A 26,456-nucleotide genomic window follows, 5' to 3' on the forward strand; every position below is an offset into this window, starting at 1 on the left:
CCCCCGGCGGGCAGGGCCGTCCGCCCCGGACGGGGCGTCCTCGCCGCGGGCCTACCGGCGCGGGGTGAAGGTGATCACGTCACCGGCGCGCTCGCCCCCCGTGGGCAACTGGCCGTGGGAGTTGGTGCGGATGTACACCCGGTGCAGCCAGCGGTCCTTGCCGTCCCAGCGCGGCGAGAAGGGCGTACGGGCGTGTGTGGTACGGAAGTTGTCGATGATGAGCACGTCTCCGGGGGTGAGGAAGACGCCTTCGGTGACATCGTCGAGGGCCTGGGAGAGCTTCGCCACGGCCTCTGCGTCCGGCCCGCTCTCGGGCTTGAGCAGCTCGCGGTCGTAGCCCAGGAGCGGGTCGTCCTGGGGACCGTACAGCGGCTTCACCTTGGCGATGGCTCCGGGGTCCTCGACCCCGCCGCGGAACGCCACGTCCACTTCGCAGGGCTGCTTGTTGTCGTGGAGCCGGTCGACGGTCTCCTCGTCCAGGAGCCGGATGGCCTTGCGTATCGACCCCACGAGCGTCTGCGCCCTGCGCTCGTGATCGGCCCTGGTGCACGCCAGCAGCACGTAGTTGGGCTGCAGCGTGTGGTACGCCATCTCGGTGTGGAACTCCAGGAGCGTCTCGCTGGTCTCCGACGACAGGTGGTGCGCGCCCGGCGAGGGGTACACGTCGTGGTACACCGTTCCCGCCCGCAGCTCCGCGTATCCGGTGTGGAGGCCGAGACGCCGACCGACGATCGCGAGGAAGCCCTCCATGTTGAGGCGCTTCCGCTCAATCGGCGCCGGAGTGCTCGTCGGCGTCGGGGGCAACTCCTCCTCCGCCTCGACCGGAAGCCCGCGGATCAGCAGGAACCCGTCCTCGTTGCCGACCTGGTTGAAGGCGTCGAGCACGTCACTGATCTCGTACGGCAGCTCCTGCGCGAGCTTGTGCGCGGCGTCGAGGAAGCCGTACAGGTCCTGACGGGGCACGGACGGAAGCTTCGACACGAGCGACAGCAGGTGTTCCCGGTGCTCGGTGGCGTCCAAGATCGCCATTTCTACCTCTCCTCTTCCTTCTTCTTCGTCTGATGCGCGCGGGCGTACTGAAAGAGCAACTCCGCACCGACCTCGGTGGCCAGTACGCTGGTGATTCCGGCGTGGTCGTACATGGGCGACACCTCCATCACGTCGAATCCGACCGGATTGAGCTCACCAACCGTGCGCAACAGGGCGAGCACCTCGCGACTGGTGGGGCCGCCCGGGGCCGGGGTGCCCGTGCCGGGCGCGAACGCGGGGTCGAAGACGTCGATGTCCACCGAGACGTACACCGGGCGGTCTCCGAGCCGTTCCTTGATCAGGTCGGCCGTGGCCCTCACGCCCAGGTCGGCGAACTCGTCCGCGGTGACGATGCGCACGCCGTGGCCGCGTGCGTAGTCCAGGCTGTCGGGCTTGGGGTTGTGTCCGCGGATGCCGAGCTGGATCATGGCGTCCGCTTGGACGAGCCCCTCGTCGATGCCGTGCCGGAAGGGGGTCCCGTGGTGGAACTCCCCTCCGATCATCGCCGGGTTGGTGTCGGAGTGGGCGTCGAGGTGGAGAACGGCCACCGGACCGTGCCGGCCGTGGACGGCACGCAACGCGGACAGGGTGAGCGAGTGGTCACCGCCGAGCATGAGGAAGGCCGAGTTGTCCTCGAGCAGGGCCGACAAGTGGTCCTGCGCCGTCTTGATGGCGATGTGCTGGTTGAAGGGCGTCAGGTTGATGTCTCCGCCGTCGACCACCTTGATCAGGTCGAAGACGCCGGGGCCGCGGTCGATGCCCACGCCGTGGATGAGGCCGGACTCACAGCGGATCTGCTGGGGTCCGAAGCGCGCGCCCGGACGGTAGCTGGTGCCGCCGTCGTAGGGAGCTCCGATCACCACGACGTCCGCACCCCGGGGGGCCGGGTCGTGTGGAAGCCGCATGAACGTGGGAATCTGCGCGTACCGTGGTGAGACGCTCGAGTTGATCTGACCGCTCACGGGGTCGTCCTCCGGGTGTGGATGTGGATGCGGGCCGCCGCCTGCCGGGCCTTGTCGAGTGCGTCCTCGGCGGTGCGGCCGTGTGCGTAGACGAAGCCGACGGAAGCCGAGTTGTCCAACCTCTCGGCGACCAGGTCGCCCGGTTCGTGGTGCAGGCGAACCGACACACCAGGCCCTTCGGCCTCGTCCAGGCCGTCGATGTGGGTGAACTCGCCGCTCTCGTCGGGGAAGAGCACCACCACCGCAGCGCCTCCCGCGACGCCCCGACCGGGCCTTCCCGCCGGTACGTGTTCCAGGCCGAGGGCAAGCAGCTTCGCGTCCAGGTGCGGGTTGGTCCCGCAGACGTCGGTGACCATGGTGGAGATCATGTGGGCCGGCAGCCGGGGGTTCACCTCGATGACGCGCGGCCCGTCCTCGGTGATCATCACTTCGGTGTGGGCCGGTCCCTGGCGGTAGGAGATGGCCCGCAGGGCCCGGTCCACGCAGGACCGGAGCCCGTCCCAGACCTCGGGTTCGAGGGCGAGCGGGAAGGAATGGGCCTCCTCCAGCATGGTCTGCTTGTGGAGGTACTTGGACGTGGCGCCGAAGAAGTGGGTGGCTCCGTCCACCGTCATCGACTCGACGCTGACCTCGGTGCCCCGCACGTACTCCTCGACGAGCACGTGTCCGGGGCGCGGCTGTCCCCTCAGGGACTGCCGGATGTCCGACAGCTCCCGCCACGCCCCGACCGCCTCCTCGCGGGTCGTGCACTTGCGGACGCCGTAGGAGATGGCCTCGGACGGAGGTTTCGCGATCAGCGGCAACCCGACGTGGGCGATCGCCTCGTCCAGTTCCTCGAGGCAGGTGACCAGCCGCCACCGCACGTTCGCCGGGTCCCCGTCCAGCGCGGCCCGCAGCAGGTGCTTGTGGTTCGCCGCACGCACCGCGTCCAACCCCTGCGAGGGCAGGCCGAGGTGCTCGGCAGCGCGAGCAGTGACCTCCGTGTGGTAATCGGAGAACGACAGCACCCCGTCCACCAGGGGTTTGCCCTCTTCGTCGGTGAGAACGCCGACCACGGCGCGCCAGTCGTGGGTGTCGACGTGCAGCACGCGGTCGACCCGGCCCAGCGGATGCTCGGCCAACGGCCGGCCGCCCCCGGTGTACCACTCCTCGCCCTGCACCAGCAGCCACACCTCGCAGCCGAGGTCCCGCGCGAGGTGGATGCCGGAGTAGAAGGCGTCGTGCAGCATCGACTCCACGACGGCGAGCCGTTTGCCCTGGAACCCCTCGTATCCGGTCATCGTCCCCCCTCGGCCAGGATCTTCCCGATGACCTCTTCGACCACGACGGCGTCCGGATGGACCCCGCCGACCACGGTCAGGTCGAACAACCGCTGGACGACCCGGGCCTTGACGGCCGCGACCTCGTCCTCCGCCGCGCCGGCCCGGCGGACCAGCAGTGAGAAGGACGCGGTCGTCCCCGAGCCCTCGTGCACACCGAGCTTGGGTCGGGTGACGGTCTCGGCGGGCAGGAGGTCGGCCATGGCGGCGCGCAGCACCCACTTGTCCCGCCCGTACCGGCGCTTCAGGCCGGCCTCCAGGGAGGTCAGCAGTTCCAAGACCTCGCGGTCCCAGTAGGGATGGGTCGACCAGTGGCCGGACACGGCGGACAGCACCGGGCTCATCTCGTTCAAGCCGTCGAAGGTGTCCATGTCGAACGCCACTGCGGTGTCCAGGTTCGGCAGCCGGTCCTCCCGGTGCATGCCGCCCAGGGGGATGTCGGCCCCGTACCCGGTGAGCACCCTGCGCGGCGGCCCGTCGATGCGACGGTAGAGCGCGGTCAGCGGCAGGAGGTACTCGATGACCTCCGGATCCACCGACTCGGCGGCGTGAACGGTGTGCGGAAGCAGGGCCAGCAGGTCCTCGGAACCGACGGTGATCTCCCGGTGCTCCGAGCGGAGGTGGTCCGCCACCACCCGGGCCTGGGGGAACTCGTTCGAGACGTCCGTGCCCATCGACAGGGTGTCGACCCCCGCCGTGGCAGCGCCGACGGACAGCGCCGCCACGGCGGAGGAGTCGATCCCGCCGGACAGGACCACGAGTGGCCTTCCGGCTCCGGGAAGCCGCCGGATCACGGCCTTCTCCAGCGCCGCGCGGACGCTGTTGACCGCTTCGTCCTCTTCCATGAGGAGCCGGTGCACCGGGGGCACCCAGGTGCGGTGCGCCGTCACCTCACCGGTGTCCACCCGGACGTCGAGCACCGTCCCGGCGGGAACCCGGTGAACCCCGGGAAGCCCCCGGAGGCGGCGCGGCCCCGGGACCGGGGCGCCGCCCTCCGCCGCCCCGGCCTCCGCGAGCACCTTCACCTCGGTGGCGGCCAGCACGTGCCCCGGTTCGGGACGCACGTACAGCGGGACGGATCCCGCGTGGTCCGTGGCCGCCAGCACGCGCGTGCCCGTCACGAGCAGCGCGGCGTACCGGCCGTTGACCAACCGGAACGCATGGGGGCCGTACTTCTCGAACAGGCCCGAGACCAGCTCGGCGTCCGAGGCGCTCGCGGGAGAACCCACGGTGCCGTGGATCTCGTCGCGGTTGTAGATCTCCCCGGCGAACAACACCAGGACGTCCCCGTCGGTGGCGTGTGCCGCGCACGGGCCGGCGCCGGGGTGGACCAGTACGGCGTCCACGGTCTGCCCGTGCAACCGCTCGGACAGCCGGGTGTGCCGGCCGCGCGTGGCGAACGCCGCCGTGGGGATCGGGCCCCCGCCGCTGTGGGCGGAGGCCAGGAAGCCGAAGGCTGCGGGAAGGACGGTCTGGGTCATGTCAGATCTTCAGCGCTCCGAAGCCGCCCGCGGTGAACTCGTAGTTCACCGGGACCTCGATCAGGTAGGGGCGGCCCAGCTCGACTCCCTTGCGCAGCGCGGCGAGCAGTTCCTCGCGCGTCGTCGCCCTGGCGCCGTCGACGCCGTTGGCCTGGGCCAGCTGCACGAAGTCCACGCCGGTGAACTTGACGGCCGGGTCGTGGCTGCGGTGGTGCCCGATGTTCTGGTACAGCTCGATCAGGCCGTTCGTGTCGTTGTTCACCACGACCGTGACGATCGGCAGGCCGAGCCGGGCGATGGTCTCCAGGTCGGCGCTGTTGGAGTGGAAACCGCCGTCTCCGGCGATCAGGAACGTCGGCTGCCCCGGCCGGGCCATCTGCGCACCGATGGCGGCGGGGATGCCGTAGCCGAAGCTGGAACAGCCGGCCGAGGTCAGGAAGCCGTACGGCTGGTCGGCACGGGCGAAGAGCACCCCGTAGTGGCGGAAGAAGCCGATGTCCGAGACGATCGTCCCCTCGGCCTCCTCGGCGGTCTCGCCCATGACGGTGTTCATGCAGTCGATCACCTGGTGGACGCGCATGCCGTCGTCGTACGTCTCCGGGTCGGACAGCAGCTCGCTGATCCGCTCGCGCACGGCCGTGATCTCGTGCCGCTCCTTCGCCCGTACGTCCGCGGTGCCGGCGTCCAGGTGCTCGACGAAGGCGAGCACGTCCGTGACCACGTCCACCGTCGGCCGGTAGATCCGCGGCACGGGGTTGGCGGTCGGGGAGACCCGGACGGTCTGCTTCGCGCCGCCCCGCTCCCACATCGAGGGACGCAGGTCCTCGGCGTAGTCGTAGCCCAGGGTGAGGATGACGTCGGCCGGGCCGAAGAGGGACTCCAGTGCGGGGAACGACAGGATCCCGTCCATGTAGCCGGTGACGGCTCCGTAGTTCAGCTCGTGCTCGTGCGGCAGCACGCCCTTGGCGATGTACGTCGTGATCACGGGGATGTCCAGGCGCTCCGCGAGCGCCCGGATCGCGGGGACCGCCCCGGCGCGGATCGCGGCGGCACCAACGACGAACACCGGGTTGGCGGCCTCGCGCACGAGGGCGACGGCCCGGTCCGCGGCCTGCTCCCAACCGGGCTGCACCGCCATGATCGGCTTGTCGGGGGTGCGTGCGGGGCCGTGGTCCTCGTCGAGGTCGATGCCCTCGGAGGAGCCCAGCAGGTCCACCGGAAGGCTGATGAAGGAGGGTCCGACCGGCTCCGTCATCGCGTTCGTGACGGCCGTGTCGACCAGGTCGGTGATCTCGCGGGGGCGCTGGAGCTCGACGGCGTACTTCGACACCGGCTCGGCGATCTTCACCAGATCGAGGCACTGGTGCGTGTCGTTGGGGAAGATGTCGTGCGACTCCGACTGGGCCGCCATCGCGATGACCGGGGAACGGTCGAGGGCGCTGGTCGCCATGCCGGTGGCCAGGTTGGTCATGCCGGGGCCCAGCGTGGCCCAGCACGCCTGCGGACGGCCGGTGATCCGGGCCAGCACGTCGGCGGCGACGCCGGCGGTGAACTCGTGCCGGGTCAAGACGAACTCGATGCCCTCCTGCTCGTCGAACAGGATCGACGCGGCTTCACGGCCGACGACACCAAACACCTTCTCGACCCCGTGCTCGCGCAGGCGCTTGAGCAGAGCGTGTGCGGTGGTCGGCTGCTCGCTGGGGCCGGTGGATACACGGGACATGAAACGGGACTCCTGTTCGCGGGGTGACGAGAGATCAGGACACACCCTGCGGCGGTGCTCTCTCGCCGTTCTCTCCGGCGGCTATCAGGGACCGCGTCGAGAGTGGGCGGAGACCGCCGCGCCCGAAGATCGGCCGTGTGAGCAGTGGAGTGGTGATCGACCAATGGCAGACGCCCGAGGACGCGCGCGAGGCCGGCTGGGACGCGCTCGTCGGACCGGAGGACTTCTTCCTCTGCCCCGACTGGATGCGTGTCCTCCAGGACTCCGCCGGAGCATGGATGGGCTACCTCACCGCACAGGCGGACAGCCGCGCACAGGCGGACAGCCGCGTGCTGGCGGCACTGCCGATGGTGCGGGCCACCCGTGATTCCCCGTGGTCCTTGGGCCGCACCGACATGCTGATCCGCCACTGCACCGAAGAGGGCATGGACGGGGCCGCGGAGGTCCTCGCCGGATTCGGCGACGTCGAGCGCCTCATGCCGTCGATGATGTGCGGCGGACGGCACCTCGGCCGGACCCGTCTGCTGCTGCGGCCGGGCGCCGACGCGGCGACGGCGCACCGGATCCTCGAACGGGCCGAGCGCATCGCCTCCCGCGAAGGGTGCCGGTCGATCTGCCTCCCCTATGTGGACGCCTCCGACCGGATCCAGCGCGAGGTGCTCGGCGAACGCGGCTACCTCTCCCACCTGTCGGGGCAGTTCGCCTCCCTGGCCCTGCCCGGCGAGGGCTTCATGGACTACGCCCTGGCGCTGCCCTCCCGGCGCTCGCGCCGCGTCCGCGCCGAGCGGCGCCACATCGAGGCCTCGGGTGTGGAGATCACCCTCGCGCCCCTGGATCCCGCCGACATCCCCCGGCTCGGAGCCCTGGAGACCGAACTGTTCGCCAAGTACGGCATGACGAGCTGGGATCCGAAGCGGTCCGAAGCGGTCCTGGAGGCCGCTGCGGAGCGCCTCGGTGACCGCGCGCTCGTGTCCAGGGCAGTGCTGGACGGAAGCATCGTGGGTTTCGGCCTGGTCCTCTCCCACGGCGACGCCTGGTTCGCCCACCGCGCCGGCTTCGACTACGGAGCGGTCGGAAAGCTTCCCCTGTACTACGAACTGCTCTACTACGTCCTCGCCGACCATGCTCCGCGGCACGGGGTGAAGACGGTCCACTACGGCATCGGTTCCACCGAGGCCAAGGTCTCCCGGGGATGTTCCCTGTCCGCTCAATACCTGTACGTGAAGGAGCTCGGCTGATGTCCGGCTGGAACGGCGCCGTCAAGGCCGTGGCGAACCCCGGTGGCAGGCCCGGAGGACGGCTGTCCATGGTGGCCTCGGCCGATGTCGACTCACTCGATCCCGCCCGCACCTACTACGTGTGGTCGTGGCTGCTGCAGCGGACCATGCACCGCACCCTGATGGCCTTCGGCACCGACCCGGTCACCCCCGCGGTCGTGCCGGACCTGGCGAGCGGCCCCGGCGAGGTGTCCGACTCCGGCCTGACGTGGACGTACCGGCTGCGCGACGGCGTCCGGTTCGAGACCGGCGAGGTGATCCGCGCCCGGGACGTCGCCCACGCCGTGGAACGGACCTTCGCTCAGGACGTCCTCCCCGGCGGGCCCACCTACCTCCTCGACCTGCTCGACCACGGCGGCTACCGGGGCCCCTACGGCGGGCAGCGTTGTCGGGCCGTCGAGTGCCCGGACGACCGCACCCTCCGCTTCCGCCTCAAGCGTCCGTTCGCCGACTTCGACTTCGTGATGGCGCAGCCCAACACGGCGCCGGTCCCCGTCCACCTCGACACCCGCGAGGACTACGAGAAGGCGCCGGTGTGCTCCGGGCCCTACCGCATCGGGCACTACCGCGCCGGGCACTCCCTCCACCTCGTCCGCAACCCGATGTGGGACCGCGACACCGATCCGCTTCGCCCCGCCCTGCCGGACGACATGACCGTCACCTTCGGGGTGGACGTCAACGACCTGGACCGCCGTCTCATCGCCGGTGAGTTCCACATCGACGTCGAGGGCCGCGGCATCCAGCACGCCGCGCGGGACGTGATCCTCGCCGATCCCGCTCTGCGCGCCAGGGCCGACAACCCCGCCACCGGTTTCCTCCAGTACGTCACCGTGCAGACGTGCGTCCCCCCGTTCGACGACGTCCACGCGAGACGCGCCGTGTTCCACGCGGCCGACAAGGCCGCGCTCCTCGAGGCACGCGGCGGGGACGGAGTGGGCGGATCGCTCGCCACCAGCTTGATCCCGCCCACCCTGCCCTCCCACACCCGCCACGACCGCTACCCCTGCGGCGCGGACCTCACCGGCGACCTGGAGGCGGCCCGGGCCGAGCTGGTCGCCGCCGGACTCCCCGACGGCTTCGAGACCAGGATCGCCACCCAGCCCGGCAAGTTCGAACTCGTCGCCCGGACCCTCGCCGACGCCGTCGCCCGGGTGGGCATCCGGGCCCGCGTCGAAGTCCTGGACACCGCCTCGTACTACCGCTCCGGCCTGGGGCACCCGGACACCGTGCGCGCCCTCGGCCTCGGCCTGGGCGTCACCGACTGGGGCGCCGACTACCCCACCGAGTACGGCTTCCTGGCCCCCCTGGTGGACGGACGGCAGATCAAGCGCGGCGGCGGCAACTTCAACTTCGCCGAACTCGACGACCCGCTGATCCAGGAGCTCGTCGACGAGGCGCAGTCCCTCCCCGACCCCACGGCCAGGCACCGGCTCTGGCAGCGCGTCGAGGAGGTGGTCATGGAGCGGGCCGTCATCCTTCCGATAGCCCATGACCGCACGCTGCACTACCGGCACCCCGACGTCACAAACGTCTATGTGCACCCCGCGTTCGGGCTGTACGACGTCCAGGCCATGGGGCTGGTCCCGTGACGGTGTTCCTCACGGCCGTCGACCCCGCCGACCGGCGCGTGGTCGGCGACGTGCACGGCCTTCGCCTGGCCGCACACGCCGCCGACCTCCCCCATCTCCCCCGGCCTTGCCCCGCCGACCTCGAAGGCTCCCTCTCCGTCGCCCCGCCGGCGACCGAAATCGAGGAATGGGCGGCCTACGACGTGCACGGCCGCTGCGTCGCGTCCGTACGCCTGGAGTTCCCACTGGAGGAGAACACCGAAGCCGTCACCGCGAGCGTCCTCGTCGTCCACCCGGCCTTCCGCAGGCGGGGCGTCGGAACGCGGATCGCGGAACTCGCCCGGGACCGCGCCGCCGCCCACCGTCGCTCACGGATCCTGCTGGTCACCGACGCCGGACCGGAAGACCCCGCAACGACCCCCGGGCACCACTTCGCCGCAAGGCTGGGGGCCCGCCCCCTAGCGGCCTTCCCGCACCTCCGGCTCCACGTCGACGCCGCGCCGCTCCCGCCCCCGCCTCCAGAACCGCTGCGCCTGCGCTTCTGGGGATCGACCGTTCCCGAAGAACTGGTCGCGCAGGCCGCCCGTCTGGAGGCCACCCTCTCCGCCGAGGCCCCGACCGGACAGATGGACTGGGAGCCGCAGCCGAACGCGGTGTCGCGGATCCGCGACTTCGAGCGGATGCGCATCGCGCGCGGCCGGCGCGCCTACCAGTGCGGCGTCATCGACGGCCGCACCGGGCGGATGGCCGCTTGGACCGCACTGTCCATGACGCGGACCGACCCGGACAACGCGCTCCAGGCCGTCACCGTGGTCGACCCCGCCTACCGGGGACGGGGGTTGGGACTCCTGGTCAAGGCGCACAACCTGGCCGCGTGCCGGGCCGCCGAACCGCGGCTCACCCACGTGGACACCTGGAACGCTTCGGAGAACGCGCACATGCTCCGCATCAACGCCGGTTTCGGGTTCGTCCGCACCGGCACGCGGAGCATGTGGGAACTGGGCGTCCGCCGATCGCCGGGCGCGGACGCGGGACGAGGGGCCGCCCGCCCGGACACCCCGCCCCTCGACGCGAGCGACCACGCGCCCTTCGGCACCGAACGCACGAGCCTTCCACACCACCTGCACGACGAGAGAGGCGCTGGGACCACCCGTGGCACTGAACGCGAGAGCATGCGGCACCGTGAACCCGTCCGGCCAACGGGGCGGAACGCTCAGGTACGTCCGCACCGATGACTTCGACTCGCTCGACCCCGCCGACACCTACTACGCGTACACCTGGAACTTCATCCGTCTCATCGGGCGCGCGCTCGTCGGCTACGCAACCGATGCAGAGGGCGGTCCGCGGCTCGTACCGGACCTGGCGGAAGCACTCGGCCAGGCGTCCGAGGACTCCCGCACCTGGACCTACCGGCTGCGCGAGGGGGTGCGGTTCGAGGACGGCACGCCCGTCACGTCCCATGACGTGAAGTACGCGGTACTGCGGGCCGCCTACCCCGAGCAGGTCTACGGCACACCGGTCACGCGCGGCGGGCCCGCGTACTTCCGCCAGTACCTCACGGGTCCGGACGGGATCGAGACACCCGACGACCGCACCCTCGTCTTCCGGTTGCGCGAGCCCTTCGCGGCCTTCGACTACCTCGCCGCGCTGCCCACCACCATCGCGGTGCCGCGCGAGCACGACACCTATCCGGAGTACCACCGGCGTCCGGTGTCCTCCGGCCCGTACCGCATCTCCACCTACGTGCCGGGCGAACGGCTCACGCTCGACCGCAACCCGCACTGGGAAACCGCGACCGATCCCGTCCGGACGGCCCTGCCCGACCGGATCACGGTGCGGCTCGGGGCGAGCGGTCCGGAGGTCGACCGCATTCTGCTCGACGGGGAGGCGGACGTCGACCTCGCCGGCGTCGGGGTGCAGCCCGAGACCCAGGCGCTGGTCCTGGCCGATCCGGAGCTGGAACGGCAGGTGGACAATCCACGCACGGGTTTCGTCTGGCTCTACTGCCTCAACCAGAACATCGGCCCCTTGAAGAACGTGCACGCCCGGCGTGCCGTGCAGTACGCCACCGACAAGGCGGCGATGCTCGCCGCCTACGGGGGCGACGCCGCCGGGGAGATCGCCACCACCCTGCTGCCCGCGTCCGTCGTGGGGTACGACCACTTCGACCGGTATCCGGTCGGTCCCGAAGGCACCGGGGACCTGGAGGCGGCTCGACGGGAGCTGGCGCGTGCGGGCCTCCCGGACGGTTTCACCACCAGGATCGCCGCCCGGAAGGACCGCACCAAGGAGTGGAACGCCGCGCTCGCGCTGTCCCGTGCGCTGGCGCGCGTCGACATCCGCGCCGAGGTGGTTCCCTTCACCTCCGGCGACTACTTCACCAAGGCGGTCGGCGTTCCCGCGTATGTCCGGGAACACCAGATCGGAATCGTGATGTTCGGCTGGGCCGCCGACTTCCCCGACGGCTACGGCTTCCTCCAGCAGATCGCCGACTCGCGTGCGATCAAGGAGACGGGCAACCAGAATCTCGGAGAGCTGGCCTCGCCCCGGATCGACGCGCTCCTCGACGCCGGAGCGGCGACGCGCGACGACAAGGAGCGCGCCCGGATATGGGCCACCGTGGACCGTGCCGCCATGGACGAGGCCGTCATGTGCCCCTACATGTACGTCAAGTCGGTGGTGTTCAGGGGGCCGCGGGCCGCGAACATCAGGATGTCCCCGGCCTACGGGATGTACGACTATGCGGTGCTGTCGGTCGTGGACGGGGAAGCGCGGGCCGCGGAGGAGGACACGAACACCCGGTGAACCCGGGACCCCGCGGGCGCTGACGCCCCCTCCCGTCCGGGAGCGGGGCACCCCGTGGCCCCACCCGGGTGGGGCCGTGCACCGGCAGGGCGAACCACGATGGCGCGGTGCACGCGTCCAGGGGGGTGCACCGCCCGCACCGTCCGATGCCAGAGCCCTGCGGCGACGGGCCGTGGATCCTCCTGTCGCGCCCCTCGTCCACCCCCATGCGCATGCCCGAACCCCACAGCGAAAGGCGGATCCCGCCATGCACGACGCGGTACCCCGAGGATTCATCGTTCACACCGCGCCCGTCGGCGTCGAGGACGACGGGCGCGATGACCTGTGCGTCATCGCCTCGGAGGTCCCGGCCCGCACCGCGGCGGTCTTCACCCGGTCCAGGTTCGCCGGACCGTCCGTGGCCCTCTCGCGTGCCGCGGCGGCCGACGGCCGTGCTCGGGGGGTGGTCGTCATCGCCCGCAACGCCAATGTCGCCACGGGCGCGGAAGGGGCGCAGAACGCCGCGGCGGTACGGGACTCCACCGCACGCGCCCTGGGCATCGCCCCCGACGAGTTGCTGATCGCCTCCACCGGGGTCATCGGCCGCCAGTACCCCATGCAACGGATCGGCGACCACCTGGGCGGCCTCGCCTGGCCGCCGGCCGAACCGCGGGACATGGGGGCAGCCGCGCGGGCGATCATGACCACGGACACCCGTCCGAAGTGCCTGACCGTGCGGATCGGCGATGCGACCCTGACCGGGATCGCCAAGGGCGTCGGCATGTTGGAACCCGACATGGCGACCCTGCTGACGTTCTTCGTCACCGATGCCGAGCTGGACGACGAGACGCTGACGACGGTCTTCAAGCGGGTCATGGACGTCACCTTCAACGCCGTGTCCATCGACACCGATACCTCCACCTCCGACTCCGCCGCCCTCTTCGCGAACGGCCTCGCCGGTCCGGTCGACTCCGAGGCGTTCGAACAAGCCCTGCACACAGTCGCGTTGGGGCTGGTGAAGATGATCGCCTCCGACGGCGAGGGGGCCTCCACGCTGATCCAGGTCGAGGTCGAAGGCGCCCGCGACACGGCACAGGCGAAGCGGGTCGGCAAGGCGGTGGTCAACTCCCCGCTGGTCAAAACGGCCGTGCACGGGGCGGACCCGAACTGGGGCCGGGTCGTGATGGCCATCGGAAAGTGCCGGGAGGACCTGGACATCACCCCGGAGCACGTCACCGTCCGCTTCGGAGACGTCGAGGTCTATCCGCCCGGGGCGGACGAGGACGAGCGCCGCGAGTCCGTGGCCGCCTATCTGAAGGGCAGCGACGAGGTCGTGATCGGCATCCGTCTCGGTACCGGGGAAAGTCGCTTCACCGTGTACGGATGCGACCTGACCGAAGGGTACGTCCGTCTCAACTCCCAGTACACGACCTGATTCGACGGGGCTTGGCGGAGCGGTACGGGCCCGTGCCGCTCCGGGACGACGCCGTCCCGCGACGGGCGCCCGCACGACGGACCGTCCGTCGCGCTCCGAGATCCCGTCCCGTGCGCAACGGATCACCCTCGCCCGCAGCGATGACCGGTTCCGGCGCACCGGTGGAGAGCGGCGAACACCCGCTCTCCACCGGCCCCGGAGGTCCGGCCCGCCCCGGGGCGCCTCTCCGGTCGATCAGACGGAGCGGTGCGACCGGAAGCAGGTCGCGGATCGGGCCGGTGCTCGGACGCGACCCTCACACCGCCGGGAGGACGATCTCCCTCTTCAGGATCTTGCCGCTCGGCCCCAGCGGCAGCTGGTCCACGAGCAACACGTGACGCGGGTACTTGTAGGCCGCCACCCGCTCCTTGACGTACTCCCGCAGTTCGTCGGCCGAGGCCCGTGCGGCGGGGCGGAGCACGACCACGGCCGCGACCTGCTCGCCCAGTTCGGGGTGCGGGACGCCGACGACGGCGGCCAGGGCAACGGCCGGGTGCTCGTGCAGCACCTCCTCGATCTCGCGCGGGTAGACGTTGTAGCCACCGCGAATGATCATGTCCTTCTTGCGGTCGACGACGTACAGGTAGCCCTCCTCGTCGGCGCGGGCGAGGTCGCCGGTGCGGAGCCAGCCGTCGGGGATGGTGGCCGCCGTCTCCTCCGGGCGGTTCCAGTAGCCCTTCATCACGTTGGGGCCCCGGACGGCCAGCTCGCCGATCTCTCCGAGGGCCACGTCCCGGCCCTCCTCGTCCAGGAGGCGCACCGCCACGTCCCGGATGGGGGTGCCGATGGAGCCGGCCTTGCGCGGCTTGTCGGGATGGTTGAAGGTGACCACCGGGCTGGTCTCGGACATGCCGAAGCCTTCGAGGACGGGGCAGCCGAAGCGCCGCTCGAAGCCGTGCAGGATCTCCACCGGCAGTGAGGCGCCGCCGGAGATGCACATCCGCAGCGTCGACAGGTCCGCGTCCGACGGGTGCTGCAGCAGCGCCGCGTACATCGTCGGCACGCCCTCGAAGACGGTCGCCCGCTCGCGGGCGATGGCGTCCAGGACGGCCCCCGGATCGAACCGCGGGATCATCACGAGCGAGGCGCCGCTACGGACGGCCGCGCTCATGGTGCAGATCTGTCCGAAGATGTGGAACAGCGGCAGACAGCCCACCACCACGTCGTCCGGCGTCATCCGCTGGATCTCGACGCTGTTGACCTCGGTGTTGTGCCGCAGACCGGCGTGGGTGAGGACGGCGCCCTTGGGCCGGCCGGTGGTGCCGGAGGTGTACAGCAGGACGGCCATGTCCTCGCCGCCCGTGTCGGCGACCTCGGGCAGCGGCTCGCACGCGGCCAGCATCGCGGCGAACCCGGCGGGTTCGACGGTGGTGTGCGGCACTCCCGCGGCGGCGGCCCCCTGCGCGCCTTCACCCGGCGCCTGATGCCACTCGAAGAGCCGTGCCGCGCCGGAGTCGGCGAGGTGGTACTCGGTCTCCCGGGACTTCAAGAGCGGGTTCATCGGAACCACGACCGCTCCGGCGCGGAGGATTCCGTAGTACAGGAAGACGAACTCGGGAACGTTCGGCAGCATCAGGGCCACCCGGTCGCCCGGCCGCACGCCCTCGGACCGGAGCAGGGCTGCCGCTCGGGCGGAACCTTCGTCCAGCTCGGCGTAGGTGATGACCCGCTCCCCCAGCCGCAGCGCGGGGCGCTCCGGCTGCCTCTGTGCCGTCTCCACGAGGAATCCCGCCAGATTGACCATGACCGCCTCCGTCACACGAAACCGCCGAACGTTTACATCGCCGACATCTTGCAGTCGTACGCGGACCCGACCTATGGCCGAGGTGACAGCGTTCACGTCCCCGTTTTGTTCCTGGCGACAAAAATATGGGGATACGGTGCGGTCATGAGCATTTCGGGTGTGACATCGGCGCTCCGTGCAAGGCTTCCCGAGCTGGCTGAGAAGATGGCGCTGCGCATCCGCTCCGAGGTCGACGCGTACGGGGACGAGTCGCTCGTCTCCCTGGACTCGCTGCGGCGCTCCTGCCTCGCCAACGCGGGCCGCTTGCTGACGCACCTCCACGGTGAAGGCGCCCCGGAGGCGGAGGCGGCCCGCGAGACCGGGCGGGCCCGCGCGGAGCAGGGAGTCCCACTGGCCGACACGCTGCGTGCCTACCGCATCGGCTCGGAGCTGTTGTGGACGGAGATCCTCGCGGAGGCGCGTACGCACCCCGAGGTCTCGAACGACCTGCTGGTCTCGGAGTCCGCGAAGTTCTGGGCGCTGTTCGGCCTGTACGCCGAGGCGGTGGCAGTGGCCTACCGGGAGACGGCGGCCGAACTGACCTCACGGGGACAGGCCAGGCGCTCGGCCTTGGTGGAGGCGTTGTTCACCGGCGTCATCACCGACCGCACCATGTGGGAGGCCGCCCGTGAACTGGGGCTGCCCGAACACGGTCCGTACGCCGTTGCCGTCGCGGAGGTCGGCGCCCCGGGCGAGGAGCCGCTCGCGGGCGCGGAGGCGGCCTTGCGCCGGGCGGAACTCCCTTCCGCCTGGCGACTGCTGCCCGATCAGCAGCTCGCCCTGATCGCACTGCCCCGTGCCGCTGCGGAGAACACCTGCCTGCGCATCCTGCGGCGCGGTCGCGCCCGGGTGGGGTTCAGCCCGTGCTTCGGGTCGCTGCAGAACGCTCCACAGGCCCTGCGTTTCGCCCGTCTGGCCCTGGCCGGCCTGCCGGGTGCCGGGCCTGGTGTGGCGCGGTTCGACGACGATCCCTTGGCCATGGTCGTCGCCGCGGCGCCGGCCGAGGCCGCCCACCTCGTGGAGGTGACCCTCCAGCCCGTGCTCGACCTGCCGGCCGCGGAACGGTCCCGGCTCCTGCGGACCCTGGAGCACTGGTTCGCTTCCGGAGGCTCGGCCGCAGCCGCAGCCCGGGATCTGTTCGTCCATCCCAACACCGTCCGCTATCGCCTCCGGCGCATCGAGGAAGTGACGGGCCGGTCCCTCTCCGATCCGCGGACGGCGGCGGACATCGGCGCGGCGCTCCTGGCGGTCCGCAGCCCCGGGAAGGGCACTGGCGGCCGGGCGGCCGGCCGAGCGGACGGCGGTCGCTGAAGCCGCACCCGAAGGCTCGGTCCATGACCCGCCGCACGGTGCCGTCCTCCCTCACGGTCCGGACGGTCGGAGCAGGAGACGCCCGACCAGCGCCACGGGGCACTGGACGCCTTGGCGCTCGCGGCCGGGTTGCGGGCGACGGGCGGGGCGCAAACGATGGCCTCGGGCGTTGACGCCCGAGGCGGGGGACCAGCCGCGGCCGACGAGGCCACAGGACGGGGCACTTGCGTGCTCCACCAGACCAACGTGCTGAACGCCGGCACGACGCGCAGCACCGGCGGGATCATCCTCCAGCTCGGTGAGGGCCGCATGTCCGACGACCTGCGCTCGCTCCGGCCGAAGCGGACCGTCCAGTTCGATGTGATGACCGAGGGCCAGGCCGCCCTCCACATGCCGGTGCCCACCTCGGTCAAGAGCCGGAACGGGTAGCAGCGAGCAACGATTCGACCGGTCCTCGCGGCACCGCCCAACCACCGACGAACCGGTCGAAGCCTGCACGGAACCAAGAAGGGTCCTCCCCCGGGCGATCCGGTCACGGCCGGACACAGGCCGTCCCGATCCTCCTGCCCTCCTGCCCTCCTGCCCGTTTAGGATGTATGCGCCGTTCACATCAGGGTTGCGGTGTGCACGTCGCAAACATGCGGAGAGCGGCGGAGAGCGAGCGTGAGCCATGCCACAGACCGGTGGGTACCATCACGGTGATCTGCGTGCCGCCTGTCTGCGGGCAGCGCGGGAACTCCTGGAGGAGGACGGCAGTGCCGGCCTGTCGCTGCGCGCGGTCGCGCGCCGGGCCGGGGTGTCGGCGACCGCCCCCTATCGCCACTACGCGGACCGTGAAGCGCTCGTCTCCGCGGTCGCCGCCGAGGGCTACCGCGAACTCGCCGAGCACCTGGCGGCGGCCCACCCCGCCCCGTCGGCCCCGGACGACCTGGCCGCCGTCGCCGTCGCCTACGTCAGGTTCGCCCTCGACCACCCCGCGCTGTTCCGCGCGATGTTCGCCGAGCCCTGCGACCCGACCAGCGCGGAACGCGTCGCCGCGACGGAAGCCATCTCCCAGTACGTCCAGGGCATCGTCCGTGACGCCTTCCCCCGCGTCGAAGACACCGGGGCACTGTCGACCACCGTCTGGGCCCTCGCCCACGGCCTGGCGTTCCTGCACCTCGACGGCAAGCTCGACGCCTCCACTCCCGAGGCCGTCGCCCAACAGGTCCGTGCCTCCGTGTTCGCCCTGTTCGCCGCCTCCCCCGCGATCAGGGAGGCGACCACGGCGAACGGGACGGCGTAGTCCTCGAGCCGGCGGACGCCCGGCCGCGGCACTGCCGAGGTCCATGAACGGGCCGCCCGGAGCGGCCGGTTTCCCCGTTGCGCACGGCATCGGCCCAGAGGCGTGCACGGGCACGGCCCCCACGCGTGCAACCGCTCGTCGAGCGCAAGGTCTCCACGCCGTCGAACCGCACTTTCCAGCATGCTCCGCCGAGCACGTGCCCAGTCGCACCCCTACCGGTCGAAACAGGTCGGCCCCCCAAGCGGCCAAACGGCGACAGGATGTGAACCTGAGGCCGCTTGCCGACCAGGACTGGGAGTCAAGGATATTTTCTGGACATAGAGGACAAGATCAGGGCGTGGGACGTGCATCCACGCACGTGCCGTTCGGCGTCGCGCACACCGTGTGGTCCCCAAGCCGCACACGCCCTCGGCGAGGCACGCTCCCGCACCGCACCCGAGGTCCTCGGCACCCCTACCGTCGAGGTCGCCGGCGATCGAGACGTCGATGCGACTGAGGCACTCACAAAGGTGCGTGCACCCTTCGCTGGCCCCCGCCGAGCTCAGCTGCGGAACGACGCGAACCGGTCACCCACTCGACACGGTGTTACTCCTCTCCTCGTGGTCGCAACAGGCCGTTGCGGTTCGAAACCCGGTCGGTGATCGGCTGCGGTCTCCTGGACGCCTTGGGGGGAGCCGTGCGAATGGCGAATCGCGCCCCCGGCAACAAGCCGTCCGGTGGTGGCTCGGAACAGCCGCTGACCCTCCAGGAGAAGCCTCGTCCAGCTGGTGTGCCCGAAGACGAGGCGGAGCGCCGACACGAGGCCACGCTCGCGTTCCGTCGGACCCTACGTGCCGGCCCGGCCCAAGGACCCGAGGCCGAGCCCGGGGCCAGGCCGTCACATCGTGAACCTGCACATTCCTTCAGACGTGCCCCCGTGTGACAGGACCACGGCCCGGCAGTGGGTGGACCACGCGTTCCCGACGTAACCGCTCGCCCGTCAGACGGGCTCGACGAGGGCGTGAACCGCGGTGATCGCCGTCCGCTCGACGAGCGCGATGCCCGCTTCCCGGGTGGGCTGACCGTCGGTGAGGACGACCACGAGCATGGAGCGTCCCTCGTATTCGACGATGCCGATGCTGTTGACGACCCACAGGCCCGTCGGCTCGCGAGGTAGCCAGCCGTTTTTGAGGACGGGTACGGAGGTGGGTGAACCCGCAGCGCTCACGCCCCAGTCCTGGTCGGCGGCGATGTCGCTCATGAGGGAGCGCAGGTACGCCCGGGAGGTGGCGGACAACGGTGAGTCATCCTCGAAAACGGCCTTCAGAAGGGCCACCTGGTCATGAACCGTGGTTCGTGTGAGCCCCCACGGGCCGCCCTGTCCGGCACGGGCCGCGCTGAGTCCGAGTCGCGCGTTGGCCGCGTCCAGTCCCTGGCGCCTTCCTATGCACACCCAGAGTTCCTGCGCCGCGTCGTTGTCGCTGAAGCGGATCATGCGGGAGGCGAGCTGCCTCTGAGCCTCGGTGAGCGGCACTCCGCGATCCTGCTTCTGCAGCAACAACGCGGCCAGGATGTCGACTTTGATGATGCTGGCCGAAGCGAAGGTCTCCGCGGACGCGCCGTGTGTGAAGGTGCGCCCCGAATTCAGATCCGCGACGGCGAGCGCGTACCGGCCTTCGAACGGCTCAAGCCCGTCGAGCGCTGCTCGCGCAGCATGCTCTGGGCCCTGCACGTGTGCCGGGGGCGACCGCAGGGGCACCGTGGGGGTGGTCTTAGACGTGGGGACGGACGGGGATGCATGGCGCGGCCAGGTGCGCGGAAATGCGACATCAGTGACGCCCGAGGCGGGCAGGATGGTGTAGGCCATCGCCGTCACGCCCAGGAGCAGGGGTAGGGCCAGGGCTGTCTTCCTGTTCAATGGCAGACCTTTGTTTTTGGGCATGCGGAAGGAATCCCGGGGGTGTGCGTGGGGGAATTCACGACCGAATCAACCGATGGACACGTGAGGTGGTGCGTGATGGTGCGACGGGGCGACCCGGCTACCGGGCTACCGGGCCGGTCAAGTACCGGCCTATCCGTCGCAGGACTTGTCGATCTTCCCGTTCTCGTCGATCTCAACGGGAAAGGAGAAGCCGTCGCTGAGGGTGATGGTCCACCCGTGAGTGAGAGTTCCAGAGGCGGGGTTGGCAGCAACCCAGGAGGTGGGGGTGTGCGAGGAGCAGGTGCCGGCGGTCTCTTTCTGGGCAGCCCGCAGTCCCTGGCTCAAGAACCGTTCCGCGAGCCCGGCTCGTGCTGTGGAGTCGCCCGCCTTGGTGGCCGCCACCAGTCCGCCGTAGAAGCCCGACACGGCGGGATCCGAACCCTTGCCCCCGGGCTGGGCAGCAGCGCAGGTCAGATCGGTCACCTTCCCCGAGGACGCGTCAAACTCCGGCATGGCGGTCCGTGCCACCTGCTCGGTCCCCCGGTACAGAAGGACCCCGCCCTGCACCAGTGCCCCGTCGACCTCGGCGCCGCACGTCACACCGCGTGAGTCGGTTCCCCAAATCCGCCGGTACGCCTTCTCGTCCGCGAACAGACCCGCCACCTCGGCGAGGTTCACCTCGTCGCGGGTCGCCGGGTCCTGATAGCGCACGGCGGCCAGGAACAGAGCGCCTGCCGTCTCCGCGGGGCCGGACGGCGGCTTGGAAGGCACCGGTTGGGGAGGGGTGCTGGCGCTGGTCCCCACGGTCGGCGAGGTCAGGGGCTGGACCGATGCCGCGCCGCGCTCGCGCCCCTCCTGTACCGCGAAGCCGGCGGCCAGACCCATCGCCGCCACCATCCCGGTCGCCATCCCCGCCTGCAGGCGCCTGCGGCGTCGTCGCACCCTCCTCACGAGTCCCACCGCGTCGTACGTACCAGGGCGGTGCTGCACCGCGCGGTCGCGCATGGCCGTGGCCAGTTCTTCCTCAAGGTGGAATTCCTTCATGCCGCCCCTCCAGAGTGTGCGCCGAGCGCCTGCCGGCCGACGGCCGAGCGCAGCTTCGCCAGCCCTCTCGTCACCTGCGACCTCACAGAGCTGGGCGATATGTCCATCAAGGCGCCGATCTCCGCGTCGTCGAGATCCTCGAAGTAACGCAGGACCAGTACGGTCCGCATTCTGACCGGCAGCGCATGCAGCGTCCGCATCAACTCGTCGCGGACGTCAAGTTCCTTGTACGGGTCGACGCTTCCGCCACCGATGCCGTCGTCCAGGGGCACCTCCAGAGGTCCGCGCAGCTTTCGCCAGCGGTCATGGGCGAGGTTCACCAGGATCCGGCGCGCATACGCCTCCGGCGAATCGGCGGCCTGCACCCGGCGCCAGTGGCGGCACAGGCGTTCCAGCGTGGACTGCACCAGATCGTCGGCCAGATGACGCTCGCCGGTGAGCAACAGCGCCGTCCGGAACAACGTCGGCGAGCGGGCCTCGACGAAAGCCGTGAAGGCGGGGACGTCAGCTTCTCGCATCAGCAGCCCCCACTCCATGTGCGCCACACACCATTCCTGATCCCCCGTTTCGAAGCCCCGTGGCTTCCACATCCGACCTGACGGAGGCGACCCTCCAATCGCTGCACGCGATCCGGAGCTGTGACCCAAACGTGATCTTGGAGGGGGTGGCCCGCCTCTCCCGCCGCCAGGACTCCGAGTGAGTGTTGATCAAGCCGACGATCACCGCCTGGAGAGAACCGGGTGACACGAGCGGTGCGCTTTGGGGGAACACCTGCAAGTACCGGGTGGGCAGCCGGTAGGTGAGCGGCTCCAGCTCGGCCGGCCGAAGCGTGGCGCCCTGGACCAGGTCCATGAGCGATACGTTTCCTCTCCTCCGGACCGGGGTCGCCAACGCAACAGAGCGGTCGGCGGACAGCTCTTCGTGCTCCAGTCGGGGTCCTCGACCACCACGTCGCGCGACTCCGGCAACATGTGCGCGAACCACACCCACCGCACGACGGGCGCGGTCACCGGCTCGATGCGGCTCAAGGGCTTCAGGCACCGCCTGCCGACGGGCTGCCAGCCGGTCGGCACCGACGACCACTTGTAGACCGAGTGCGGTCCACTGCACATCACCAAAAGCGGCACCGCCTTCGACACGTCAGTCACGCGCTTCACGTTCGTCGACGGCGGGACCTCGGCGCCACCCCGCTCCTCCGCCTGGCGGGCAGAAATGCCGGTCCCGGGCGTCGGTGACGATGCCCGGCCAACCGAACTCACCACCATGGCCCTGCGGTGCGCCGACGCCCCTCACCCGCCGTACCCGTGGGTCTCGGGTCGCCGCCAAAGCCGTGCTTTCCGCACACGCCACCGCGCTCCGCGCACCCCGGTCCCTGCCGAGCCGGATCGTCGTGGCCCGCTGACGCGGTCAAGCCGGGTTGGTCCCCACATGGTCCCCGAAACGAGTCAGGGGCCGTTTCAGATCACTCTGAAACGGCCCCTGACCTGCGACTCTTTCGAGTCGGGACGACAGGATTTGAACCTGCGACCCCTTGACCCCCAGTCAAGTGCGCTACCAAGCTGCGCCACGTCCCGGTGCACGTCTTCGCGGTTTCGCTTCCGCGTCGCCGTGCAGGGAAAACATTACCTCACTCCGGAGGGTGGGTTGACGCACGGGCTGTCACCTCGTCGGAGGCGAGGGGTGCGGCCCCGCAGGTGGCGGCCAGGGCGGCGGCTTCCGCGAGCATCTCGGCGGAGCCGGTGGCGCGTGCCAGGTCGAGACGGGCTCGGGCCTCCTCGTAGCGGGACGGGGACGCGGCGAGGTGCTCGACGGCCCGGGTGAGCAGGCGCCGGGACTCGGACGCGTCGGCGAAGCGGGCCAGACAGCGGAGGGCCTCTCCGAGGGCGGTGTGCGTGCCGAGGCGTTCCGCATGGCCGTACGCCTCCGCGGCGATCCGGGCCGCACGGTCCGGATCGGTGGGCGCGAGGGCGCGGGCCAGGTCCAGCGGCCACGGGGCCCAGACGAGGTGGTGACGGCCACGGACCGTCAGGGCCTCGGCGGCGGCTTCCAAGGTGGACACGGCCTCCTCGGTGCGGCCTTCGGCGAGCAACAGCCGGCCGAGGACACTGGGGCCGTCGGGGAGGACGATGGCGCCCGGCCAGGGCGGACCGAAGGAGTACCGGTCGGCGACGTCGCGCGCCTCGGCGGTACGGCCCCGGGCGACGAGGGTGTCGATGAGGAGGCAGGCGGTGTCCCAGTGGACGGGGAGGCCGTCGCCGACCCGGTCGGCGAGACGGAGCCCCTCCTCCAGGTGGCGTTGGGCGCGGGGCAGGTTGCCCCGGCGACGGTGGACCAGGCCCAAGAGGGTGTGGGCGAAGGCGAGGTGGGCACCGCTCCAGGCGGAGATCTCGAAGGCGCGGACCGCTTCGGTGAAGAGGGCCTCGGCCCGACCCGGACGGTCGGCGAAGGCGTACGCGATGCCGGTGAGGGCCGGGATCTCGAAGCCCCAGGTGGGGTCGGTCCAACCGAGGCCCCGGGCGGGCGCACCGTCGACGAGCGCGAGGTCGCAGAGCCGCACCACCTCGGCGGCGGGTTCCCCGCGGAGCATCGCGTCGAAGCCGCGGACGGTGATGAGGGCGCGTTCGGAGTTGTCGGCCCCGGTGAAGTCGGCGGTCAGCTCGGCGAGGCGGCGGGAGCGGTCGGGGCCGTCCACTTCGGCCGCCTGGAAGCCCTCGTACATGAAGTGCGCGGCCTGGAGCCTCCGGCGACCGGTGCCGGGCGGGGTCCGCCCCGCCTCGACGGCGACGGCGCGGGCGGCGTCCTGGAGTTGGTTGTTGTGGGCGAGGGCCTGGGCGAGGCGGTAGGTGGCGTCGATGCGGAGTTCGTCGTCGAGTCCGGGCAGGTCGAGCGCGGAACGGAGGTGACGGACGGTGGCGGCGGGCGCGGTGAGCAGGGAGGCGCAGCCGAGTTCGTACAGGACCCTGGCGTACGTGTCGGGGCCCGGCGGCTCCACGAGGGCGCGTTCCAGACAGCGCCTGGCCGCGTCGGGGGCTCCGACGGCGAGGTGCTCCACGGCAGCGGCCCGCAGGCGGCTGACGACGTCCTCGTCGTCGTCCGGGTGCACTTCGAGGAGGTGGCGGGAGACGGCGGCCGGTCCGTGGCCCGCCTGGGTGAGTGCCCAGGCGGCGCGACCGTGGAAGGCGGTGCGCACGCCCGGGGGCACCGAGCCGTACACCGCGGAGGCGATGAGCGGGTGCGCGAACTCCAGGGGCGGTACGGGAACCGGGGCGAGCCTGCTGCGGCCCGCGGTCGGGGTCGCCATGATGCGGGCGGTGCGGAGCCGTTCGGTGTGCTCGGCGACCTCCTTCGCGCCCATGCCGGTGAGGGTCACCAGGAGGTCGGGCGTGCTGTCCGTACCGAGGACGGCCGTGGCCCACGCGAGACGGGTCGGGCCGCTGCCGAGTTCCTCCAGGCGGGCGACGAGACCGCCGCCGCGGGCGCCGGCGCCCAGGTCCCGGAGGGCGGCGGCGGAGCCCGCGACGGGTTCGAGCATCCGGTCGCGGGCCTTGGCCAGCAGCTCGACGGTTTCGTACGGGTTGCCGGAGGTCACCGCCCACAGTTCCCGGCAGAACGGTTCGTCCGCGTGTCCGCCGAGCACGTCCCTGGCGAGGGCGGCGGTGGCGCCCGAGGTGAGGGCTTCCAGGCCCAGCGTGAGCACGGCGCGGTCGGCGAGCGCCGTGAGCATCGCGGGGACACCGGGGCCCTGCGGTTCGCGGATGAGCGGGCGGTGGGCGAGGACGACGAGGGCGGGCAGGCGGTGCTCGCCCCGGGGCCGGGTGAAGGCGTCGAGCCAGGCCAGGGATTCGGCATCGGCCCAATGGGCGTCGTCCACCAGCAGCACCAGGGGCCGGTCCCGCAGCCGGTTCGCCAGGCGGTCGAGGAGCTTGGCGAGACCGAGCCGCACGCCCTGCGGATCGGCCGGCGCGTCCGAGGACGGCGGGGCGATTCCCAGGGCCGGCGCCAGGAGGTCGAAGTGGTCACCGAAGAGGCGCCGCACCTCCTCGGCGTCGAAGCCGTCCAGGGCCGGTTGGAGCAGCTGCCGGGTGAGGTGGAAGGGGACCGAGGTGAGGGTCTCGCCGCCACGGGCGCTGAGGACGGTGCACCGGTCGCGGGCGGTGCGGTGTATCTCGGCGAGGAGCGCGGTCTTCCCTATGCCCGGCTCACCGCTGTAGACGAGGATTCCGCCGCGCGGCGGGCCGCCGGACACGGCTCCGGAGACGAGTTCGTCGACGGCGTGGGCCGCCGCTGCGATCTCCGGGCCGCGTTCGAGCAGGTCTCCGGGCACCGCATCGGGGACGCCTGACACGAACGGCGTTGCGGACGGCGACTGTTCGGGATCCGTCGGCACCGGTGACTCACTCCCCACACGTACTGGTCGACATGGCGCGTCCGGCACCACCCGCGCGGACCGGAACGGCGCCGGACCGTCGAGCCTAGCGGTCGTGATCGTTCGACGGGGGACAATGGTCGGGTGAACCGGACAACGGGTGACGACGACGGCGAGCGTGTCGGTGAGCACGGGGGCGCGCACGACAGGGATCGCGACCCGGAGGGGCGTGCCCGGAGCGCCCGGCCGCGCGACGGGCTCGGCCGGCCGCTGCCGTACGGGGCGGAGGGGGTACCCCGACAAGCCGAGGGGGTCGTCCGCGAGCCGGTCGAGACCCTGCGGGAGGCTCAGCGCCTGCTCGACGCGGGAATGCCCTTCCATGCGCACGAGGTCTTCGAGGACGCCTGGAAGTCCGGGCCGGAGGTGGAGCGGGACTTGTGGCAGGGGCTCGCCCAGCTCGCCGTCGGGCTGACGCACGCGGCCCGCGGCAACGCGGCCGGTGGGGCGCGGCTGCTGCGCCGGGGTGCCGAACGGCTGGTGCGCGGCGGGCCCTTCGCCGAGGCGTACGGGGTGGACGTCGACGGACTCGTTTCGTGGGCCGGGGAGTTGGCCGAGCGGGTGGAACACGGGGGACGGCGGCCGAACGGTGCCCCGCCCGAGGGCCGCGATCCGCGCCCGGGCGCAGCAGGGCCGGCTGGCGGCACGGCGGCGAACGGCCCGGCACCGGGCGGGGGCAAGGGCGTGGAGGCCGCGGAGGAGGCTCCTCGGCTACGCCTCGGTTCCCGCTAGCGCGCTCAGCAGTACGGACGTGTGGCTCGTGGAGGGGTCCTTCGCGGCCGTCAGCAGGGTGACGGTCCCGCGGGTCGCGAGTTCCTTGAGCCGGTCGAGCGCCGCAGCCGCCTCGGGGGCGGCGAGTTCGGCCTCGTAACGGTGTTTGAACTCCTCGTGGGTGCTCCCGGGTCCGTGGTACCAGCGGCGGAGCTCGGTGGACGGCGTGAGCGCCTTGGGCCACTCGTCGACGTGTGCGTCCGCCTTCTTGAGGCCGCGCGGCCAGAGCCGGTCGACCAGGACGCGCACTCCGTCATCCGGTGACGGGTCTTCGTAGACGCGGCGGACGCGGACGTCGGGGGTGTGCGTGGCCATGGCTCCA

Annotated in this window: 20 protein-coding genes, 1 tRNA gene and 1 pseudogene; 10 read left to right on the top strand and 12 right to left on the bottom strand. The window is 71.3% G+C overall.

The window, feature by feature from the left end:
• Nucleotides 1-51: 51 nt before the first annotated feature.
• Genes cs1 through ACFW2Y_RS05200 form a run of 5 tightly spaced genes read right to left on the bottom strand, consistent with a single transcriptional unit; the run spans nt 52 to nt 6,514 of the window.
• Nucleotides 52-1,029, bottom strand: a complete 978-nt coding sequence (gene cs1 / locus ACFW2Y_RS05180) for a clavaminate synthase Cs1 (RefSeq protein WP_384873776.1) — start codon at nt 1,027-1,029, stop codon at nt 52-54.
• A 2-nt stretch (nt 1,030-1,031) separates the two neighbouring features.
• Nucleotides 1,032-1,934 (bottom strand): agmatinase, encoded by a 903-nt coding sequence (gene speB, locus ACFW2Y_RS05185; protein WP_384873903.1) that lies wholly within the window; start codon nt 1,932-1,934, stop codon nt 1,032-1,034.
• A 53-nt stretch (nt 1,935-1,987) separates the two neighbouring features.
• A complete protein-coding gene (locus ACFW2Y_RS05190; RefSeq protein WP_384873779.1) occupies nt 1,988-3,271 on the bottom strand; it encodes an ATP-grasp domain-containing protein in 1,284 nt (427 codons plus the stop codon).
• Nucleotides 3,268-4,791 carry an asparagine synthase-related protein gene (locus tag ACFW2Y_RS05195; RefSeq protein ID WP_384873782.1) on the bottom strand — a complete coding sequence of 508 codons (1,524 nt, stop codon included), beginning with the start codon at nt 4,789-4,791 and terminating at the stop codon, nt 3,268-3,270. The genes ACFW2Y_RS05190 and ACFW2Y_RS05195 overlap by 4 nt, the downstream gene beginning before the upstream one ends.
• 1 nt (nt 4,792) lies before the next feature.
• Nucleotides 4,793-6,514 (bottom strand): thiamine pyrophosphate-binding protein, encoded by a 1,722-nt coding sequence (locus ACFW2Y_RS05200; RefSeq protein ID WP_384873785.1) that lies wholly within the window; start codon nt 6,512-6,514, stop codon nt 4,793-4,795.
• Nucleotides 6,515-6,651: 137 nt separating this feature from the next.
• On the opposite strand from ACFW2Y_RS05200, the gene ACFW2Y_RS05205 reads away from it, so the two are divergent.
• The 5 genes from ACFW2Y_RS05205 (at nt 6,652) to argJ (ending at nt 13,578) form a co-directional block, all read left to right on the top strand.
• Nucleotides 6,652-7,752 carry a GNAT family N-acetyltransferase gene (locus tag ACFW2Y_RS05205; protein WP_384873787.1) on the top strand — a complete coding sequence of 367 codons (1,101 nt, stop codon included), beginning with the start codon at nt 6,652-6,654 and terminating at the stop codon, nt 7,750-7,752.
• On the top strand, nt 7,752-9,380 hold the full coding sequence (locus ACFW2Y_RS05210; RefSeq protein ID WP_384873790.1) for an ABC transporter substrate-binding protein: 1,629 nt from the start codon (nt 7,752-7,754) through the stop codon (nt 9,378-9,380). The genes ACFW2Y_RS05205 and ACFW2Y_RS05210 overlap by 1 nt, the downstream gene beginning before the upstream one ends.
• Nucleotides 9,377-10,594: a GNAT family N-acetyltransferase gene (locus ACFW2Y_RS05215; protein ID WP_384873792.1), complete on the top strand. Its 1,218-nt coding sequence runs from the start codon at nt 9,377-9,379 to the stop codon at nt 10,592-10,594. Before ACFW2Y_RS05210 ends, ACFW2Y_RS05215 begins: the two co-directional genes overlap by 4 nt.
• On the top strand, nt 10,542-12,164 hold the full coding sequence (locus ACFW2Y_RS05220) for an ABC transporter substrate-binding protein (RefSeq protein WP_384873795.1): 1,623 nt from the start codon (nt 10,542-10,544) through the stop codon (nt 12,162-12,164). Before ACFW2Y_RS05215 ends, ACFW2Y_RS05220 begins: the two co-directional genes overlap by 53 nt.
• 247 nt (nt 12,165-12,411) lie before the next feature.
• On the top strand, nt 12,412-13,578 hold the full coding sequence (gene argJ / locus ACFW2Y_RS05225) for a bifunctional glutamate N-acetyltransferase/amino-acid acetyltransferase ArgJ (protein ID WP_384873797.1): 1,167 nt from the start codon (nt 12,412-12,414) through the stop codon (nt 13,576-13,578).
• Between the two features lie 295 nt (nt 13,579-13,873).
• Here argJ and ACFW2Y_RS05230 read toward each other — a convergent pair whose 3' ends face one another.
• Complete coding sequence (locus ACFW2Y_RS05230; RefSeq protein WP_384873800.1) at nt 13,874-15,361, bottom strand: long-chain fatty acid--CoA ligase; 1,488 nt, start codon at nt 15,359-15,361, stop codon at nt 13,874-13,876.
• Between the two features lie 144 nt (nt 15,362-15,505).
• Here ACFW2Y_RS05230 and ACFW2Y_RS05235 point away from each other — a divergent pair, with 144 nt between their 5' ends.
• The 3 genes and pseudogenes from ACFW2Y_RS05235 (at nt 15,506) to ACFW2Y_RS05245 (ending at nt 17,996) form a co-directional block, all read left to right on the top strand.
• On the top strand, nt 15,506-16,711 hold the full coding sequence (locus tag ACFW2Y_RS05235) for a PucR family transcriptional regulator (protein ID WP_384873802.1): 1,206 nt from the start codon (nt 15,506-15,508) through the stop codon (nt 16,709-16,711).
• Nucleotides 16,712-16,942: 231 nt separating this feature from the next.
• A pseudogene (locus tag ACFW2Y_RS05240) lies at nt 16,943-17,140 on the top strand (acetoacetate decarboxylase); the annotation flags it as partial.
• Nucleotides 17,141-17,381: 241 nt separating this feature from the next.
• On the top strand, nt 17,382-17,996 hold the full coding sequence (locus ACFW2Y_RS05245) for a TetR/AcrR family transcriptional regulator (protein ID WP_384873805.1): 615 nt from the start codon (nt 17,382-17,384) through the stop codon (nt 17,994-17,996).
• A gap of 979 nt (nt 17,997-18,975) precedes the next feature.
• On the opposite strand, the gene ACFW2Y_RS05250 is transcribed toward ACFW2Y_RS05245, so the two are convergent.
• The 3 genes from ACFW2Y_RS05250 to ACFW2Y_RS05260 all read right to left on the bottom strand — a co-directional run bounded on the left by ACFW2Y_RS05250 (nt 18,976) and on the right by ACFW2Y_RS05260 (nt 21,476).
• Nucleotides 18,976-19,842, bottom strand: a complete 867-nt coding sequence (locus tag ACFW2Y_RS05250; protein WP_384873808.1) for a serine hydrolase — start codon at nt 19,840-19,842, stop codon at nt 18,976-18,978.
• A gap of 204 nt (nt 19,843-20,046) precedes the next feature.
• Entirely contained in the window at nt 20,047-20,940 is an 894-nt protein-coding gene (locus ACFW2Y_RS05255; protein WP_384873811.1) for a hypothetical protein, read from the bottom strand.
• The gene (locus ACFW2Y_RS05260) at nt 20,937-21,476 is read right to left on the bottom strand and encodes a SigE family RNA polymerase sigma factor (RefSeq protein ID WP_384873906.1); all 540 of its coding nucleotides are present in this window, start codon (nt 21,474-21,476) and stop codon (nt 20,937-20,939) included. The genes ACFW2Y_RS05255 and ACFW2Y_RS05260 overlap by 4 nt, the downstream gene beginning before the upstream one ends.
• Before the next feature lie 385 nt (nt 21,477-21,861).
• Here ACFW2Y_RS05260 and ACFW2Y_RS05265 point away from each other — a divergent pair, with 385 nt between their 5' ends.
• Nucleotides 21,862-22,029 carry a hypothetical protein gene (locus tag ACFW2Y_RS05265; RefSeq protein WP_384873813.1) on the top strand — a complete coding sequence of 56 codons (168 nt, stop codon included), beginning with the start codon at nt 21,862-21,864 and terminating at the stop codon, nt 22,027-22,029.
• Between the two features lie 411 nt (nt 22,030-22,440).
• Here ACFW2Y_RS05265 and ACFW2Y_RS05270 read toward each other — a convergent pair.
• A tRNA-Pro gene (locus tag ACFW2Y_RS05270) sits at nt 22,441-22,514 on the bottom strand.
• 53 nt (nt 22,515-22,567) lie between these two features.
• Entirely contained in the window at nt 22,568-25,264 is a 2,697-nt protein-coding gene (locus ACFW2Y_RS05275; protein WP_384873909.1) for an ATP-binding protein, read from the bottom strand.
• A 186-nt stretch (nt 25,265-25,450) separates the two neighbouring features.
• Here ACFW2Y_RS05275 and ACFW2Y_RS05280 point away from each other — a divergent pair, with 186 nt between their 5' ends.
• The gene (locus ACFW2Y_RS05280) at nt 25,451-26,095 is read left to right on the top strand and encodes a DUF309 domain-containing protein (protein WP_384873816.1); all 645 of its coding nucleotides are present in this window, start codon (nt 25,451-25,453) and stop codon (nt 26,093-26,095) included.
• On the opposite strand, the gene ACFW2Y_RS05285 is transcribed toward ACFW2Y_RS05280, so the two are convergent.
• On the bottom strand, nt 26,075-26,449 hold the full coding sequence (locus ACFW2Y_RS05285) for a DUF488 domain-containing protein (RefSeq protein WP_384873819.1): 375 nt from the start codon (nt 26,447-26,449) through the stop codon (nt 26,075-26,077). The two genes, ACFW2Y_RS05280 and ACFW2Y_RS05285, sit on opposite strands and share 21 nt — an antisense overlap.
• Nucleotides 26,450-26,456 lie beyond the last annotated feature (7 nt).

The organism is Streptomyces sp. NPDC058877, assembly GCF_042742855.1.
In the GTDB taxonomy this organism is placed as follows: Bacteria; Actinomycetota; Actinomycetes; order Streptomycetales; family Streptomycetaceae; genus Streptomyces.

Bases quoted from the DNA above. Each gene is read 5' to 3' on its own strand.
- ACFW2Y_RS05230 (WP_384873800.1), bottom strand. From the start codon at position 15,361: ATGGTCAATCTGGCGGGATTCCTCGTGGAGACGGCACAGAGGCAGCCG.
- ACFW2Y_RS05285 (WP_384873819.1), bottom strand. From the start codon at position 26,449: ATGGCCACGCACACCCCCGACGTCCGCGTCCGCCGCGTCTACGAAGAC.
- cs1 (WP_384873776.1), bottom strand. From the start codon at position 1,029: ATGGCGATCTTGGACGCCACCGAGCACCGGGAACACCTGCTGTCGCTC.
- ACFW2Y_RS05250 (WP_384873808.1), bottom strand. From the start codon at position 19,842: ATGGCCTACACCATCCTGCCCGCCTCGGGCGTCACTGATGTCGCATTT.
- ACFW2Y_RS05260 (WP_384873906.1), bottom strand. From the start codon at position 21,476: ATGGAGTGGGGGCTGCTGATGCGAGAAGCTGACGTCCCCGCCTTCACG.
- ACFW2Y_RS05210 (WP_384873790.1), top strand. From the start codon at position 7,752: ATGTCCGGCTGGAACGGCGCCGTCAAGGCCGTGGCGAACCCCGGTGGC.
- speB (WP_384873903.1), bottom strand. From the start codon at position 1,934: ATGCGGCTTCCACACGACCCGGCCCCCCGGGGTGCGGACGTCGTGGTG.
- ACFW2Y_RS05195 (WP_384873782.1), bottom strand. From the start codon at position 4,791: ATGACCCAGACCGTCCTTCCCGCAGCCTTCGGCTTCCTGGCCTCCGCC.
- ACFW2Y_RS05245 (WP_384873805.1), top strand. From the start codon at position 17,382: ATGCCACAGACCGGTGGGTACCATCACGGTGATCTGCGTGCCGCCTGT.
- ACFW2Y_RS05190 (WP_384873779.1), bottom strand. From the start codon at position 3,271: ATGACCGGATACGAGGGGTTCCAGGGCAAACGGCTCGCCGTCGTGGAG.
- ACFW2Y_RS05235 (WP_384873802.1), top strand. From the start codon at position 15,506: ATGAGCATTTCGGGTGTGACATCGGCGCTCCGTGCAAGGCTTCCCGAG.
- ACFW2Y_RS05255 (WP_384873811.1), bottom strand. From the start codon at position 20,940: ATGAAGGAATTCCACCTTGAGGAAGAACTGGCCACGGCCATGCGCGAC.
- ACFW2Y_RS05200 (WP_384873785.1), bottom strand. From the start codon at position 6,514: ATGTCCCGTGTATCCACCGGCCCCAGCGAGCAGCCGACCACCGCACAC.
- argJ (WP_384873797.1), top strand. From the start codon at position 12,412: ATGCACGACGCGGTACCCCGAGGATTCATCGTTCACACCGCGCCCGTC.